We start from the raw sequence: 15,344 nt of genomic DNA, 5'->3' as shown, positions 1-15,344 counted from the left end.
CCTCCAGACGCGGATAGAGTGGCAAGTGGTCATGTGCTTGCAAACTTTACCCGTAATGACATCCCGGTAATCTTCAATAAGTTCCGGGCATGTGCAGAACCACATGAAAAATCGCCGTTTGGCGTGTACACATTCGCAGCAGATACTGGCTTTGCTGTTAGAGATCATTTCCCCACCTCCAGCGGCTTATGGCCATCGCAGAGCGCCTCAAATACTTCATCCCGGTGGCGTTTGCGTTGAGAGTGCAAAATCTTGCTCCATTTTCCATTACTAAGCCATTCGATGGTGTAGAAACCACAGTGTCTGCCACCCTTGCGGATTGCCTGGATATTATCCCCATCTTTGCGCAAGCCATAGCCGATTTCTATCTTGATCCACGTGCCATCGAAGCACACCTTAAGGCCTTCATTCTTAACGACAGCCTCGTACTCTTCCCATGTCAACTTGCTTGCAGACGGATGCAAACCAATGGCGTCAATGACCTCTCGCAAATTATGGCCGGTCCACTTGACACACTTTTTATCACTCATGGCTTCACCTCCAGCGGCTCATCGAACGGCAGTGATTTGCAATGCCCAGTGGCGGCACAAATGGCGTTCCAGATTTTGCACGTTCCTTTTTGCGCCGAACCGCACATGCCGTTGCTCAGCTTCGGGCCGAAATAGTAGCAGCTAAGGGCGTAATCGTGTCCATTTACAGCGGGGCACATCTCAACCAGCGTCTCCAGCATCTTGCCAGCCGCCGTCATAGCGAGCGCGTTAGCGAACGTCTCTGTCGACATTATTTTATGAGACACTTCGATATTCATCACCTCGCGGCCATCTTCGGTGATGATGGTAGCCCGCCGGTTGTCGTCACCAATCTTCAACGCCAACTCGCCCGATGTGTGTTTTAGCTTTGTCATTTCCCCACCTCTTCTTTCGTTTTTGTACCGTCCCATAGGCAACGCATTGCTTGTTTCACGGTAGCCAGCGTGTGCAGCTCAACAACCAATTCCTTTATTTCGCCGGGCCCATACTTGAGATTGTTGGCAACATTGAAAATCTCTTTGTCAATCCACCTGGCAAGACCGGCGTTGACCTCGCGCTCACGCAGTAGCTCGGCCATGGTAGGCGGTACTTGATTATCTTCGTGTGATGGACGGTCAATAACTGGCATTTGTAGTCCCCCCCTCCCACGGCTGCCACTCCCGCGCCATGCGCTCGATGTCCTCGCGGCGGACGGCGTGCTTATTGCGTGCCATGGACTCATCGACGGTCAGCAGCGGCATGTCAATGACGGTGACTTGTACGTTGTAACTCCCATATTTGTATTGTGATATAATGCCTTGCACGTCTTCTTTTTTTGGTAGCACATCAGCATAAACAACATCCGCCCCGCCACAGTTTGTGGTGTCTATAACTAGCTCGAAACTCCATTTTTTTGCTTCTGCGTATCGTTCCGGCGTGTACCAGTACACCCCGCCGCGCACTAGCAACGCGTCCGGCTCAATCAGCATCGCGCCGGTCTCGGCGGCGAGCTTGCGAGCATAGGTCGTTTTGCCGGAGCCGGGAAGGCCCCGGACGATCGTCAAAATTGGTTTGGTCATGGTTACTCCTTTGCCTCTGGCGACGCTATAATGCTACCCGATGCGAACGTGCGGTAATGGACGCATCCATACAGGTACCGCACAGCGAGTCCCTTCTTGCGGTGCGATTTCAGGCGACTGTCGCTGTCGATCAGCGGACACTCCAGCGCCCACAGGCACTTGCCCTTGTTGGTGCAGCTCACGCACTCGCCGGAGTAGTTGTGAGGGCGTTTGATCATCCATGCACCTCCTCGAACTTCGAGCACTCGCCCTTCACTTTCTTCCAGCACGCCACCATGCCAACGCCCTGATGCACGCATTGCGCACAGTTGATAATGGGCTTGCCCAGCCCCCGCGACGCGAGGATCAGCTGCACGGCTTCGCGGTGCTCCCCGGATGGGAACGCGTCGCAAACGCAACGATGGTCAAAACCTATGCGGAAGTCTTCGTAGCGCCGCAAGATTCTGTATGCTTCTTTCAGTGTCATTTTGTTATCACTCCTTCTGCCATTGCTTTATTTATCAAGTCCCTGGTAGTGCAATAGCCTTGGGTGGAATAAACACATCTACCTAATTCACCATCAGCGCGATATTCCGGGCACCGATCCGATCCGCCGCCTGACTCTTCTGCGCACCTGTCGCAAAGCACATTCATCATTTCCGTGTTAAGCAGCCGCAGCCGCTGGTTTTCGCGCGCGACTTCAGCTGCATTTGCCGCTATTTTCCTGGCAAGCTGTTTCACATCGTCAATGTCCTTCCGCAGACGCTCTTTTTTCGACTCTACCCGAGCAGCCGCGACGACCAGGAGCGCAATGCTCTTTTCTTTTGCAAGGCCCGTTTCGTTTTTGCCGACAAAGGCGGCCAGCGACAGGAGTTTTCTGGCGATCTGCCGGTCGCTCATTACGGCGAAATGGTGTGTTAACAACTCGCTCACGGTCATGTGTGTCTCCTCTTTTACCTCGCTTATTGCCGCCCACACGCTGCATGTACTTGCGTGTTTGCTAAGTACATCAACGGCATAAGTAATAGTGCTCCGTAGTATCCGTTTTTTTCTCCCAACCGTCGCACGTACCGCTACGGTCAACAACAGGCATCACAACCGATCCCGTCTGACAGCGGAGCTGCGGCCACCAGATAGTACCGCACTCTAGCGAGTGCCGACAATCCGTACATCGCCCCTCGCCTTCCGTAGCCCTCCGGTATCGCAGGAAAATCTTCTTCCTTTTCACTCCAACACCTCCTATCGCCATTCAACCCACAGCGATCTGTGCCCACCGCCGGCACAGTAGATAATAGGCCTGCAATGCGGCGTGCCCGGCGTCGCGACAAAACAGGCAGCTCACACCCATCAGCGTCAACTCAGCGATCCTCCCGGCAACAGCCTGCGGCGTAATCATCGGGTGGTGATGCGACGGCGGAATCACCTCGCCCGAGGGCCCCTGACGCATCATCAGCATCTCGTAATCTGCCTCGACGATGATCACCCGGGCGACGAAGCCGGCACCCTCCATCCGGCCGATCTCGCGCAGGAAGCGCCCCCAGCCTGAGAAGATGGTGCCGACGAAGTCGTCTAGGGATTTGCGCTCGATGGCGAACCGATCGTCGCCAGCGAGCGCATAGTCGCCAGTGCGGAGTGTGCCGACCTTAGTGCGGACGTACTCCGGGAACACCCATGGGCGCTGCTCCCGGGTATCCTGAATAATCAGCATCTCACGCAACATGGACTGCATCAGAGCCCGCTCCCGTTACCACCACCCCACTGTCCGTAAGGCGACGGGCCGAAGGCAGACTGCGCGGCTTGGTGCTGGCCGGGCTGCTGACCGAAAGCCGGCTGCGGCGCGGCTGGCTGCGCGTAACCAGGCTGTTGCTGGGGTTGCTGCGCCGGACGGTACTGCTGCTGGGGCTGCTGGGGTGCCGGCTGCGCAAACTGCGGCTGGGACTGCGACGCAGCTGGCGCGGCTGGCTGGCCGAACGCCGGAGCTGCTGCCGCCCCCGGAGCGCCAAGGCCGATGTTGTTCAGCGACAAGCTCGGGGCAACCTCGAAGTTGCTGCCGATGGCGCCAATGTTGAAGTAAACCTTGCCATTTTTTTCCGTGCGCTTGACCCAGATCGGGATTTCCTGCCCGATGAGCTGCGGCAGGCCACCAAAGCCGCCGGCGGCATAGGCATCATAGCCGACCTTGCCCAGGGACTCAATCGTGCCCTGCATGTACGTCTTGCCTGCGTTGTTGCCGGTCATGTAGTCGCTGGACAAGCTCCCGCGCCACCAGTCGCCCTGGCTCAACGCCTCATTCCAGAGATACATGCACAAAACGACCTCGCCCTCGTTGAAGCGGCTCGGCTCGGCGCCGACATAGATGACGCGAGCGGTTTCATTCCCTTCCGCAGAAAAACGGGGAAGATGGCTGACGCCGTTTTTCATACGCTGCTCGGCGCCCTCTGCCTGGGAGAGCAACTGCATGGTCTTCTGGCCGTTTGCGATGGCAAAATCAACCCAGTTTTTGTCGGTACGGATTTCATTGATCTGCATGATGGTACACCTTTCCTTCGTTCGATTTACGGATTCTGGACTCAGTTAATCCCGACTTTTTTCGTAATCTTCAAGCCGGGTTCATTGACGGCCTCGGGCGCGATGCCCTGAGTTTTCACATACTGCACAAAGGCACGGATTTTCTTCTCGTCGGGAGACAGGAACTTCCGATCAAGCAGCGTCGGGTCGGTAACCTCAAACACATACTGCGTGACCTGCCGCACGCCACCGGCCGCCTTGAGACGATCCGGTGCTGGAGGAATGAAGGGCGACGCGACAGCCACGGCATCCGCACCGAACGCGGCCTGCGCAGCCTCCTGCGCCATTTCCTGCTCGGCCTCGGCTTCGCGACGCGCACGCTCAGCCGCCTCGCGCTCTTCGGCCAGGCGCGTGGCGTAGGCGCTGCAGAGTTCACGCAGGCGGGAATATTCCTGCTCAATGCCGCCGCCAAGCTCCTTCTCTTGCGCCATGATGTCTTTTTTGATGGCATCGATGCGCGAGGTTACGGACTTGCGCTGTTCTTCGAGCTCGCGGCGCTGTTTGCTCAGGCGAGAAACCAAGCCAGTCGCCTCTTGAAAATCGTGGTCATCGACGACGACACGAATCGCCTCAGAGCGGTTCAGCAGCTCGTTACGGAGCTCGATCCAGTCCTGCGCCGCGAGGTTGATGTTTTTGATGATGATCTCCTGGCCCATGATCAGCCCCTTTCCTCGATGATTTGTTTGATTACTGCGTGGTCGCCCTGCGTGAGGTTCGGCGTTGTGACGTTCAGCGCCAGCTTGAGCTGATCGGTCGGGACGTCCCGCCAGGGTTTGCCCTGGAAGATGCCAGGCGCCCGACAGATGCTGTAATCCACGTCAGGCTGCGCCGGCGGAATGTCAAAGGGCGTGCCAGCGGTGACGGACGGCATCTGCATGGATGCGGCCTTGGTTGCCGCCGATGGCTGCGATTGGCGTGGCGTCGCCGCCATCGTTGCGGGCGCAGACTCAGGCTGCGGCGCGGGAGCTGCGGCAGAGGCCGCTACTGGAGTCGGAGCGACCGCAGGCAGATCAATCACCTCACCTACTTGGCTGACGGGGCGCGGATCGTCAAAATCCATGACCTCTTCAGGCGTGTAAGTGCCCTGGGTCGCCAGCGGACAGACAACGCGCACGCCGTCGCTGACCGCCCGAGCCCAAAGCATCTGAGCGCGGCGCCGGGGTGTGCTCCAGTTGTCCTTGAGACTTTTCCCGTCCTTCGCGCGTGTGTAACTTTCGATCTGCGCCTCTTCCCAAGTCATGGTGGAGACAAACTCAGCCTCACGGAACCGCAGCTTCAGGCTGGCCTTGTCGGCCGACCGGTCGAGAACCTTGTAGTCACCGCCCAACTCCAGCAGCTTTGCGAGCATTGCCTCGGCCTTGATCGCTATTCGGCCAGCGATCACGTTATACTTTTCGCCGAATTTCAGAAAGCTCATCCCCTCCTGCAGGCAGGTAGCGGCAATCAAAAAGCCCTCGGCCGGATTCTTCGCACCGAGCATGCCACTGCGGGCGATCAGCTCGCCGGCCACCGCGATGTCCTGCATTGAGTTCACGGGCAGTTGGCGACACGGCGACTGGGCCGGGACGACACGCTCGAGACTCGTTGTTTTGTTTTCGTCACTCATCATCAGCTCCTAATTCACTACTGTTCATGTCACGATAGGCGTTCTCCGCATCCTGCCTGCGCCCATTGCGCCGGCCATAATCGCCAATCACGGACTGCGCGATCTTTCCCACATAGGTCGACCATCCTCCTTTTGATGACTCCCAGCGTTGCAGGTACCGCCAGGATTTTAGGGTTATTGACTGGGTGATGTCGTCGACATCGTCCCACGTTACCAAACCACTCTTCACAGCCATGATCGCCGCGATCCGAGCGCACCGCATGGTCTCACTCGCCAGACGGGTCTGGCTTTCGGAAGACGCCAGTCCGATTTTCACCAGGCTGGCGAGAGCATCGAGAGATGACGCCTTGCGTGTGCGCATGTCATCCTTCGAGCACATTCTGATCCTTCAGCAACTTCTCGAAGGCCGTGTCGCGCTCAGCCTCGGTTGGGTACTTCGCCTGGACACTCCACCCCTTGCCCTCCTGGGCGCGGATGGTGTAGAAAGGCGTCTTGTCGGAATACACAAGCCCCTTGCGGATGATGGCGAAGGCAGCCGCTTTAATGGTGTCGTAATCGTTGGACGTAATCGACGGGTCCACATAGCCAGCAGTCACGCGCAAGTTCACGACATGGGCCTTTGCGGCGGTCTTGGTGGGGAACTTACGTATCTCCCACATGAAGTCATCGAGAAGCGTCGCTGACATTGCAGCGGCTGTACCAGAAGGCAGAACGCAGCAAGACGGAATTCCGGCCGCGAGCAGCTTCTTGGCATTGGCTGTGCGCGCCCGCCACCACTCATCATCAGAGTCACTGAGGGTTTCAGGGACGTCGAGCACATCGGATTCATCAGGCGCTTCGGCGGCTTCATTGGCAGCGACTTGGGCGTCGCCGGCAGGTTTGAGAACATTGCGATGACCGAACGGCGGCAGTGGCGCCCCAACGACGCCGCGAGCCTGAAGGTCATCCAAAAGATTACCAGCTGTCGCGAAACTTTGGTTCATGCATCGCTGCAACAGGTCTTCCGACACCGTTGGGAAGTCCTGTATCACGTTTTGCGCTTCAGCCAGCAACGCTTCCCATTTTTCGTCTTTCGGCTTTTCGACGGTGTTGACGGATTCAGAATTCCCGGTGGCATCAACGACGGGGTCAGCGGGCGCATCGGCGGCGTCGGCGTTGGCAGAAGCGGCGGCATCAACCTCGGCAATGTCGGCAGCATCTGGCCCAACCTCCAACTCGTCCAGAGGGTCAATCTCGGCATCAACCACGGGCTGCGTAACCTTCTCGCAGTGATACGGCATCTTCACGCAGACGCAATCCTGGTCGAGAGTAACCGGCCCAGCTGAACGGGGATTGTAAATCGCGCCCTTTTCGCTCCTCCCATACAAGACGTGCCCGGCGTCCTCAATGACGTCCCAGGCCGCGAGAAGCAACACGCCCTCGCTCGCGAAGGCCAAACCGCCCTCGGCCGCAACGAGTTCATTCATGATTGAGTAAACTTCTTCGACGGTCTCGACGGGGTAGTTCTCCCAGCCGCTGTCACCCTTCCAGACCTGCAGAACCCGACAATTGACGTCGGTGGGATCGGCCAGGCGCATCAATTTTTTGCTGTACTTCTCGGCGAAGCGAAGGATGGACTTCATGTCATCGTGATCTTCATCGTAGACAACCGTCGGTGCGCTCTGGCTTTCGTCGTCAAGGCCAGGAAGCAATGGCTGGTCAAGATCGACGTCCAGCGACTGGAAGCCCTTCTCAACACGCTGAATTTTCCGCACCCATTGAATCTGGTCGATGATGACCTTCACGCGATTGGCGCTGACACCGACCACGCGCAGTTTCACAGTGACAGGCAGATCCATTTCCTCGGCCTTGGTATCCTCGATGTTTTTCTCAAGGTCACGCAAAATCCACGGCACATTTTTGGCGACGGCGCCGCCAACGCGCTTTTCAATCCCAGCCGCCAACGGGGCAATCAAGTCCTCATCGAAAAAATTCATTGAACAAGCCTCCTACTCTTTGATTCAAGACACCGACGGACACACCTCGGCAATTTGAGCCGCCGAGTAGAGCTCACGATTGGCCTCCATGCCGCAGGGCTCGATGCTGGCCTTACGCAGCCGGGCGCGCAGAGTACCGGTCTTGATTCCGTACCGGTTCGCCCATGTGCTGAGCGTTGCCGGCTTGCCGCTGCGGAGCTGGTCCAACAGGCGCCGGACTTCGCTTTCCTCGGGACGGCGGCCGATGTGCGGCCCGACAAGGACCGAGATACCCTCGACGATGTAATCAGGACATTCCCGCATTACGCACCTCCCGAAAATCAAATTGGCTTGGGAAATGGCTCCGAATCCAGCCATTTAAGCTGTTTGCATGCCTTGTTCTGCCGCCAGAAGTTCCAAGCCTTGATGGCCTTGGCGAACGCGGCGATGCGGTTGTTGTCATTACGCGCGCCAAGGTTAACAAGTGCTTTTTCCAGCGTCTTTATCGGGAAACCATCGTAAGGGTTGTAGCTGTTTTTCAGGCATTCCATAAACTGTCCTGAATCAAAGACGTCAATGCGGTTAAAAACAAAGCACGCGGCCATGATTGCGGAAGGCGAGAAAGGAATCCGATGCGGAAATCTCAGGGCAACGATTTCGTCTTGATTTGCGGCGACAAAATCGGCGATGTCAGCGCCCGTCACCAGGCGCGTATCGCGAGCTGACAACCCTTCGCAGTTGTTGCGATAGTACGGAACGAGAAGCCGAACAGTAGCCGCGATGTTGTTGTAGTTGTCGATATTGTCGAAGGCGAATGCGAGGATGTCGCCCGGGGTGCGCATTTTCCCTATGTCGATCATCGCCATGTCTGCGCGTTTGATGTTGTAAGCAACAAGCATCTTCACGGTGGCATCGGCCTTGATAACGGCCTCAAGGCGGTTATGGCCATTGAGCAATCGACCTTCTTCGTCGATGCCAATACAATCGGGAACGAGCTTCCACTTGCCTTCCCTCATCTGTTTTACATACACGTCCACGCGGGTGCATTTGCGATTTCCAGGCGACGACGCCAGCATCATCTCGGCGCGTTTCCGCGTGACCTCCTCTGTTACGACGAATACGTCGTTTGTTCCGGTCGGTAATGGTTGCGGGGTGATTCTTATCATTGTCTTCTTCTCCTTTTGTTGTTTCCCTCAGCCCAAAATCGCCCACTTGAGGCATGCGGCACCCGCCGCGAGCCACGCGCACGCGCCGCCGATGCCAACGGCCGCCAGGACGGCCACCATGGCGATGTCGCCAAGAGCGCGGAGGCCCTTGACAATCAAGGCGACGATGCCCACCAGGCTCAAGCCTGCGAACAGATAGATCAGATTGTCGAGAGCGTTCTTTTTGTCCGCATCAAGTTTTTTCTGGTCCTTCATAGCGATCTCCTTCAGCTTGTCATCCTTCAGCGCGCACTTACGGCACACAAACTCACAGGCGCGGCTGCCGTCGTCATCATCGCCATGCTCGATGACATAGGCGCCTGGACCGACCGGCCAACCGCAACGGGAGCACATGTTATCTTCTAGCGACAGCGACATGACCTACTCCTTCTCCAACAGGCCTAACCTCACCCGAGGGACTCAGCCCCAGAACCATGGACGCGGCTGTTGCAGAACCGCTTCAGCACCCGGGCGAACGTCGCAGGGTGGTAGTGGCTGTACCGCCAAAGGCGAAAATCCGGCGGCATGGTGACGCCCTTGAACAAATCCATCCGATCCGGATGCGACATGGCCGTGCGGGCCAGATCGGCGAGTTCATCGGCGTCTTCAATTCCCCGCTGGATCGCGAAGAAGTACAGCTGACAGCGAAGCTCGCCGGTCTCTTCCCACGCGCGGCGCTGAAGTTCTTGTTGGATGCTGTTAGCGGTTTGGGTCACCTCGCGGGCAACCTCTTCGGGCGTCTGCAGGCGGATCGTCGCCTTGGAGGGCTTGTCGCTGCTGAGCGATTGTGACGAGAAGTGCTCCGCGAGGACGCGGTAACATTCCTTCTGGTAGCGGACGATGGCGTCCCGGCGCGCGCCGGTGTAGCGCTTCGCGCTGATCTTGAACAACCACCCGTTGAGGTAGTCAAGGGGGAGGCAGAGCATCACGTACTGCTTCCCGTCGGCGCCAGTTGTGCGGATTTCGCGCACAACTGAATCAAGAACGGGGTCGTTTTTGATGGTTTCCCGTTGCGTTGACCAATGCAATTCCAAAGCATCGCAGATCGGTTTCAAAGCAACAAGAACTGTTTCATTTTCTTTCACCGCAACCAACCCGCGCCCGCAAAACTCAATTTTCTCGATTTCACTAGACATACGCCACTCCTCGCTGTTTAACATTCCGTAACATTCAATCAAAAGCAAAAAAAATTAGATAAACACCTTGTCGACCGCCTCCTTGATTAAGAACCAAATAGCTTTACCAGTCCTCTTTTTTTCCTCTACCAGTTTACGGTGAACTTCAGCAGGGATTGTGACACTGACCGTCTTTCTACTTTCCTTCTGTTTTTGCATCACCTAGCTTCCTCCTTTCTGCTTTTTGAGAAGCTGAGATGAAAGTTAAACCTTGAATGTTTAACATGCAAATCAAAAAACACGAAAAAAAATTGAAACTGCCTTTTTTTCGTGTAACTTCTTGTAGCTACGCATAAAATAAAAATCTAGAAAGGAGGTGGGACATGGACATTACACCTGAAATCAGAGCCGCCATCAACAAGTACCTTGAGAAGCATTCAATGAGCGAGCTCGCTCGCGCAGTGAAAATGAGTCACACAGCCGTCAGAGGGTGGAAGTCAGGCATTGCAACGTTCATTAGGCCTTCGAACTGGGAAAGCCTTGAGCCTGTACTGCGTCCTTACATGACCCACAATCCACCGACACATCCTACCCGGTGCGAATCCAACGCGGAGTTCGTCACCGAGCCCCTGCCCACCTACCCCGTCATCAGCTTGGCTGCCGCAGCCGAGTGCAACACCGCTATCATACCCATGGCCGATTACGCCGACGCCAACTCCGAGGAGCGCGTGTCAGTCCATAATGGCCGCCCCGGAGACGTTGCCATTCGCGTCGTCGGCGATTCGATGGAACCATGGTACCCTGCCGGGACCATTGTCCTTGTCCGGCCCGGCGCACGCCTGCGCAATGGTGACGGCGTCATTGCCATCCTGGCCGACGGATCAGTCGTCTTCAAGACCTACGTCGAGCGCAAGGACACCTTCCTCCTGCTCTCCATCAACGAAGACAACGGCTGCAAGCTCGAATTCAAAAAATCGGACCACTTCGCCGTGCGCGGCATCTATCTGGTTGTCACCAGCATCCGCGACGAGATTAAACTCCGCGAAACCATGCACGCCAACGGCAAGCACCACTTCTGGGAACGCTACCTGGACGAGAAGACGTGAGGAAAGGGAGGACGCAATGGACCAATTCCAGATTCAAGATGCCTTAGACGGGATAAACAGAAACGGCCTCGTCGACATTATCGACAAGGCCAGCAAGTTGCTTTCCGAAATGGATAATCAAGCCATCGGTGCGTTTGAAAACGCACAGGCTATCATGAAAAAGAACAAGTCTCGCCGCTTTCCCGACAGTGAGCGCGAACCGCTGGAACGGTATTGGGGGTTTAAGAGAAGCTACACTCAATGGAGCGAGGCACTAAAGGCTGTCTCCAAACACAAGAAGATCAAATATGCCGTCGCGGCATTCACAGAAGCAACTAACACTCCGCTTACCACCGAATTCATTCCAATCCTACGCACACTCTATGGTTGCCAAGGCTACCCGAAATCGAGAGAATGGGAGGAAGCCAGGGAACGCTTCTGGAGCAAGTTTTAGAGGCGGCACCCTTTATAGATTGAAGCGAAGGCAATTGGTGCAATGCCGTCTTCCGGGTAACGCCGCTGATATTCTTTTTCAATGCTCCAAAAACGATTTTCTGAATCAGCAAGTAGCTTTTCTAAACATTCCTTAAAGTGATCCCAGACTGGCGGCTTAAATTTATTAAGGTCATCGCAGCCTGCAGATTTGATAATATCATACAGCCTACAAGACTCAGCTGCAACGATATATGAATCACCAAGCGACCGTCCCGCTTTCATTGCCTGATACATATCCTTTTGCCACCAGTGCCCTCTACAATAGAGCTCTTCCCTGAGGACACTGACCAATTTTTCATATTTCGCGTTCGGCACCATGACTTTTCTCCGTTTTTCGTTGGCTTCCGCATCCTGACTCCCAATAACTATACGCAAGGTCACCAACAACAAGGTGTCGAAACAGACGCTGATCTACATTGATGGAAAGAGGGTCAACTAGGAAGAGGGTAATGGATGACGACCAAGTCAGAGAAATGATCGCCAAGGCCAAGCCGACCATCGTCAAGAACCTGTGGTATTATCGATGGTCAGAAGGTATTTTCGCAGACAAGCGGGAAAGCATGGAGAGTGCCGAACGGCACTTCAACGAGGCCGCCGAGCACGTTTTCGACTTCGTACTGTCGCGGGAAATATACGAGGGGGAGCAGACCACCCAAGAAGAGGTGGAGAAGTTCCTGCGACTGCAACTCGGCGAAGAGTAGTGCACACATGAGCATAGACTGACATGCCAACAAGCACGTGCATCATCTGTGGCAAGGAGTTCACCCCCAGGAATCACTGCGTGACCTGCGGGGCAGAAGCCTGCAAAATGATCAGGAAAAGCCAGGTCATGACCGCGCGCTGGGTAAACCGGCGGAACATGAAGACCTGCGATATCTGTGGCCGCGAGTTCCAATGCCCACCCAGTGACAATACGGTAACCTGCTCTCCAGAATGCCATTCAGAGAAGTTCCGCCTGCAAGCGCTGGCGCTGCGCCCAAAGAATACCAAAAGGTGCGTGTGCTGTGGCCGCGAGTTTGCAGACTCGCCCAGCAACAAAAGAGTGACCTGCCGACGCAAAGAATGCACCACGTGGGCTCACAGGAAGTCAGCAAATCCAGATTATGAAGCCATGATGCGCGGCATCGCGGCGTCACCCTTGCTTCAGCCAGACGAACGGCATGTTAACGCCCGAGACTGGTCCCTGCTCGCCCCAGACGGAACCTTATACCAATTCAGAAACTTGCGGCATTTTATCAGGCAACACCCTGGACTTTTCACCGCAGAAGAACTGCAGCTTTCCGGCCGGCATAACCCAGGCCCTCTGGCGTCGTTCGCCCTTGGCAAACTTCGACCTGGCGTGATGAACCAGGTTGAATCATGGCATGGGTGGAAATGGGCGTACGGTCATCATTCGCCAAATTCAAACAACACTTGTGATTAGCGAGGCAACGCCCTGAACACGTGCGTTTTCGAGGGTTTTATGCGGATATTGGCCAAGAGAAATTCTGTGCGCTTGGCGGCCGATGGAGGGTTGTTGCAGGGACGCCGCTGTTACGATCACGTCCAGGACAAGCCCCTTCCTAACATTATATGCTTCTACGGAAAACCGCAGCGACCTTCTCAGCCGGCAGTCGCTTAATCACGCCGGCCGTTCCCATTGCCCACTGATCGCCAGGTAGCTTCAGAAGCGCGCCGCATTTACGGTCACGCTCAACCGTGCCAACGATAACCGCGTCACCAGGCAAAGCCGCCTCCCCCCACAGCAGCCGCCCGCGCTCGCGGTCCTCGGTGATCACAATTGCCCAGCGTTTCGCGTTGACCGCAGCCGCCACCTTGGACTGCTTTCCGGGCGTTTTAGCCTCCCTGGCCTTCTTGACGTTTTCCCGGGACGACGCGACCTTCTTCTCGGTTTTCGCCTTCCCGCCACGGCGTCCAAGAGCCGCCGCAAGTTTACTGATGTCTATCGCCTCATCGCTCATAGCATAACCTCCTGCGCATCACGGCGCCATACATTGCCTCGCCAGCATCACCAGACCCCCGACAGTCTCAGTCAACCAGCGTTGCATAGCCAGATTTGATCAGCACGCCGATAAACACGGCCGATGCCGCATTGGCATCCTCCGGCAGCACCACGGCGTCCTGCCCGATCGCCTTGAGCGTTTTCCGCATATACTCGACCGGTCCCAGGCTGGCATTGAAGGGGTTAAGCTTCATGCCCTGAACGACGTCCAGAGCACCACCGCGAAACACCTCGCCGGAACCAGCTATAGGACCATTTGAATCAGCTTCATGCACACGAATAACCATCTAGCACCGCCTTTCAGATAAATGCTATTGCACGCCGTAAACAACCATGTAAAATTCAGTTTTTGCAGCAAAAGAACACGCAACCCACATGGTGCTCGAGGCGGGTTCAAATCCCGCCCCCACTATAAGAGGCGGGTTCGACTCCCGCCTCTCGTGCGATAATTTAGCCCACCTGGCCAGGTACCGCGTCCCGCCGGCCGTTTTTCCAGGCCGCGCTACCCGGAAGATTCCCCAGAAGGTGCATTCTGGGGTTTTTAAATTCCGCACCGATCCACCCGAGGCGGAGCAGGAACACGCGCATGTCGTAGCGCGCGCTGGCGGCCGAGTATTCGCGCGGTGCCTTCGAGCTGGCGCACTTGGCCGAAAGAGCCATGGCGGCCAGAGTCAAGCAGAACAGAATGTTCGTTCTGACGACGCCCGCGTGGCTCGTGCCATTGAACACGCGGAATTCTACGGTGCCGGTCCGCCACACGTTGTTCAGATTGAGCCCACGGTAGCGATGGCTGTCGTAGTGCGTCGGCGACGGATTCGCGTAGCCGAACCAGGCGACGTTAAGCTCCTCACGCGTGGTGGGTTTCATGGCCTCGAGACGGGCGATAAACTCGCGGTCGACCGGCCTCGTGTAGCGTTCCAAGCGCTCCTGCAGGGTGCCGACCGCCCGAAGGATGAGCGCCTCCTGCTTGTAATAAATGCGCGCGAGATTGGCTATCTGCCGGGGTGCCCAGTCGACGACGCCGATGTGCACGTGCTGGCTGGTGCACGCCGGGGTCTGCGCGCCAGCCTTGCGGAGCGCGCGCACGACGTTCTGCAGGGTCGCCATGTCAGCATACCGGAGAATCGGCGTGACGACTTCGGCGCTGTTGCCACGATCGCCCAGGCTGGCATCGCTGACCACATTCCATTCGCGGCCGTCCGGAGCGAACACCGTCCAAGTATCGTAGGCGCCGCCAACGTGGCGCACATTGCCGCCAAGGACGTTGAAGATGGCTATGGCGGCCGCACGCCGCGTGATACCGGTGTATTCAAGCTCGGTGCCGAAGGTGATGGACTGAATGCTTTCCAGAACTGACATGGGAACGTCCCCTATTTACTCGCGGAGCCTTGCCCTGCTGAAACCCTCGACCGATCGGTCCCCGGGGCTGGCGGCCTGGGCTTTTCCGCCAACACCTATACATTACAGCTTTTAGTGTCGTTTACAAGTATTTATTAACGATAAAAAAAGAAAAAAGTTATAGAAAAATGAGTAGAAAAATTGGACGGACGCTATGCAAGAGTTGCATTGAATGCAATCACATTAAACGAAAACGGAAGCTCTTAGCGGCTTTTCGCGCCTGAAACTTGCTTTCTTCTTCATTTTCATACGGCTGGTCTACAAACAACCATTTGTCAGCTAGTTACACGCCCAGAAACGCAACCAGAATTAATCTAAACTAAGTTGGGCGGAAAAAGCATGCGATAT

25 protein-coding genes are annotated in these 15,344 nt (G+C 56.2%); 3 read left to right on the top strand and 22 right to left on the bottom strand.

Annotated features, from left to right (window positions below; genetic code table 11):
• Positions 1-164: 164 nt before the first annotated feature.
• The 18 genes from J3R75_RS15345 to J3R75_RS15260 form a co-directional block, all read right to left on the bottom strand.
• A complete protein-coding gene (locus J3R75_RS15345) occupies positions 165-530 on the bottom strand; it encodes a hypothetical protein (RefSeq protein ID WP_307263285.1) in 366 nt (121 codons plus the stop codon).
• A complete protein-coding gene (locus J3R75_RS15340) occupies positions 527-904 on the bottom strand; it encodes a hypothetical protein (RefSeq protein WP_307263283.1) in 378 nt (125 codons plus the stop codon). The genes J3R75_RS15345 and J3R75_RS15340 overlap by 4 nt, the downstream gene beginning before the upstream one ends.
• Positions 901-1,107: a hypothetical protein gene (locus tag J3R75_RS15335; protein WP_307263281.1), complete on the bottom strand. Its 207-nt coding sequence runs from the start codon at positions 1,105-1,107 to the stop codon at positions 901-903. The genes J3R75_RS15340 and J3R75_RS15335 overlap by 4 nt, the downstream gene beginning before the upstream one ends.
• 37 nt (positions 1,108-1,144) lie before the next feature.
• A complete protein-coding gene (locus tag J3R75_RS15330) occupies positions 1,145-1,588 on the bottom strand; it encodes an AAA family ATPase (RefSeq protein WP_307263278.1) in 444 nt (147 codons plus the stop codon).
• A gap of 2 nt (positions 1,589-1,590) precedes the next feature.
• On the bottom strand, positions 1,591-1,806 hold the full coding sequence (locus J3R75_RS15325) for a hypothetical protein (RefSeq protein WP_307263277.1): 216 nt from the start codon (positions 1,804-1,806) through the stop codon (positions 1,591-1,593).
• The gene (locus tag J3R75_RS15320) at positions 1,803-2,054 is read right to left on the bottom strand and encodes a hypothetical protein (RefSeq protein ID WP_307263275.1); all 252 of its coding nucleotides are present in this window, start codon (positions 2,052-2,054) and stop codon (positions 1,803-1,805) included. Before J3R75_RS15320 ends, J3R75_RS15325 begins: the two co-directional genes overlap by 4 nt.
• Complete coding sequence (locus J3R75_RS15315; protein WP_307263274.1) at positions 2,051-2,506, bottom strand: hypothetical protein; 456 nt, start codon at positions 2,504-2,506, stop codon at positions 2,051-2,053. The genes J3R75_RS15320 and J3R75_RS15315 overlap by 4 nt, the downstream gene beginning before the upstream one ends.
• A gap of 310 nt (positions 2,507-2,816) precedes the next feature.
• A complete protein-coding gene (locus J3R75_RS15310) occupies positions 2,817-3,296 on the bottom strand; it encodes an ERCC4 domain-containing protein (RefSeq protein ID WP_307263272.1) in 480 nt (159 codons plus the stop codon).
• On the bottom strand, positions 3,296-4,096 hold the full coding sequence (locus J3R75_RS15305; protein ID WP_307263269.1) for a hypothetical protein: 801 nt from the start codon (positions 4,094-4,096) through the stop codon (positions 3,296-3,298). The genes J3R75_RS15310 and J3R75_RS15305 overlap by 1 nt, the downstream gene beginning before the upstream one ends.
• A 41-nt stretch (positions 4,097-4,137) precedes the next feature.
• Positions 4,138-4,791 (bottom strand): hypothetical protein, encoded by a 654-nt coding sequence (locus tag J3R75_RS15300; RefSeq protein ID WP_307263266.1) that lies wholly within the window; start codon positions 4,789-4,791, stop codon positions 4,138-4,140.
• A 2-nt stretch (positions 4,792-4,793) separates the two neighbouring features.
• Positions 4,794-5,744, bottom strand: coding sequence for a hypothetical protein (locus J3R75_RS15295; RefSeq protein ID WP_307263263.1), 951 nt, complete (start codon positions 5,742-5,744; stop codon positions 4,794-4,796).
• Positions 5,734-6,102, bottom strand: a complete 369-nt coding sequence (locus tag J3R75_RS15290) for a hypothetical protein (protein ID WP_307263261.1) — start codon at positions 6,100-6,102, stop codon at positions 5,734-5,736. The genes J3R75_RS15295 and J3R75_RS15290 overlap by 11 nt, the downstream gene beginning before the upstream one ends.
• Position 6,103: 1 nt before the next feature.
• Positions 6,104-7,717: a hypothetical protein gene (locus tag J3R75_RS15285; protein WP_307263258.1), complete on the bottom strand. Its 1,614-nt coding sequence runs from the start codon at positions 7,715-7,717 to the stop codon at positions 6,104-6,106.
• A gap of 24 nt (positions 7,718-7,741) precedes the next feature.
• The gene (locus J3R75_RS15280; RefSeq protein WP_307263255.1) at positions 7,742-8,020 is read right to left on the bottom strand and encodes a hypothetical protein; all 279 of its coding nucleotides are present in this window, start codon (positions 8,018-8,020) and stop codon (positions 7,742-7,744) included.
• 17 nt (positions 8,021-8,037) lie between these two features.
• Positions 8,038-8,862 (bottom strand): hypothetical protein, encoded by an 825-nt coding sequence (locus tag J3R75_RS15275; protein ID WP_307263253.1) that lies wholly within the window; start codon positions 8,860-8,862, stop codon positions 8,038-8,040.
• Between the two features lie 27 nt (positions 8,863-8,889).
• Positions 8,890-9,279, bottom strand: a complete 390-nt coding sequence (locus tag J3R75_RS15270) for a hypothetical protein (protein WP_307263251.1) — start codon at positions 9,277-9,279, stop codon at positions 8,890-8,892.
• Between the two features lie 29 nt (positions 9,280-9,308).
• Positions 9,309-10,061: a phage antirepressor N-terminal domain-containing protein gene (locus tag J3R75_RS15265; RefSeq protein ID WP_307263249.1), complete on the bottom strand. Its 753-nt coding sequence runs from the start codon at positions 10,059-10,061 to the stop codon at positions 9,309-9,311.
• Positions 10,062-10,091: 30 nt separating this feature from the next.
• Positions 10,092-10,235 carry a hypothetical protein gene (locus J3R75_RS15260; protein WP_307263247.1) on the bottom strand — a complete coding sequence of 48 codons (144 nt, stop codon included), beginning with the start codon at positions 10,233-10,235 and terminating at the stop codon, positions 10,092-10,094.
• A gap of 344 nt (positions 10,236-10,579) precedes the next feature.
• Between J3R75_RS15260 and J3R75_RS15255 the strand changes: the two genes are divergently transcribed.
• Positions 10,580-11,122 (top strand): S24 family peptidase, encoded by a 543-nt coding sequence (locus J3R75_RS15255; protein WP_307263245.1) that lies wholly within the window; start codon positions 10,580-10,582, stop codon positions 11,120-11,122.
• Positions 11,123-11,138: 16 nt separating this feature from the next.
• Positions 11,139-11,555, top strand: coding sequence for a hypothetical protein (locus tag J3R75_RS15250; RefSeq protein ID WP_307263242.1), 417 nt, complete (start codon positions 11,139-11,141; stop codon positions 11,553-11,555).
• Here J3R75_RS15250 and J3R75_RS15245 read toward each other — a convergent pair.
• Positions 11,552-11,914, bottom strand: coding sequence for a hypothetical protein (locus tag J3R75_RS15245; RefSeq protein ID WP_307263239.1), 363 nt, complete (start codon positions 11,912-11,914; stop codon positions 11,552-11,554). The genes J3R75_RS15250 and J3R75_RS15245 overlap by 4 nt on opposite strands.
• 131 nt (positions 11,915-12,045) lie before the next feature.
• Between J3R75_RS15245 and J3R75_RS15240 the strand changes: the two genes are divergently transcribed.
• Entirely contained in the window at positions 12,046-12,297 is a 252-nt protein-coding gene (locus J3R75_RS15240) for a hypothetical protein (RefSeq protein WP_307263237.1), read from the top strand.
• 867 nt (positions 12,298-13,164) lie between these two features.
• On the opposite strand, the gene J3R75_RS15235 is transcribed toward J3R75_RS15240, so the two are convergent.
• The 3 genes from J3R75_RS15235 to J3R75_RS15225 all read right to left on the bottom strand — a co-directional run bounded on the left by J3R75_RS15235 (position 13,165) and on the right by J3R75_RS15225 (position 14,957).
• Entirely contained in the window at positions 13,165-13,557 is a 393-nt protein-coding gene (locus tag J3R75_RS15235; RefSeq protein ID WP_307263234.1) for a hypothetical protein, read from the bottom strand.
• Between the two features lie 67 nt (positions 13,558-13,624).
• The gene (locus tag J3R75_RS15230) at positions 13,625-13,885 is read right to left on the bottom strand and encodes a hypothetical protein (RefSeq protein WP_307263231.1); all 261 of its coding nucleotides are present in this window, start codon (positions 13,883-13,885) and stop codon (positions 13,625-13,627) included.
• Between the two features lie 163 nt (positions 13,886-14,048).
• Positions 14,049-14,957, bottom strand: coding sequence for an amidoligase family protein (locus tag J3R75_RS15225; protein WP_307263228.1), 909 nt, complete (start codon positions 14,955-14,957; stop codon positions 14,049-14,051).
• Positions 14,958-15,344 lie beyond the last annotated feature (387 nt).

The organism is Oligosphaera ethanolica (assembly GCF_030814695.1).
GTDB classification, from domain to species: Bacteria; Verrucomicrobiota; Lentisphaeria; order Oligosphaerales; family Oligosphaeraceae; genus Oligosphaera; species Oligosphaera ethanolica.
This window is presented reverse-complemented; position numbering and strand designations above follow the sequence as displayed.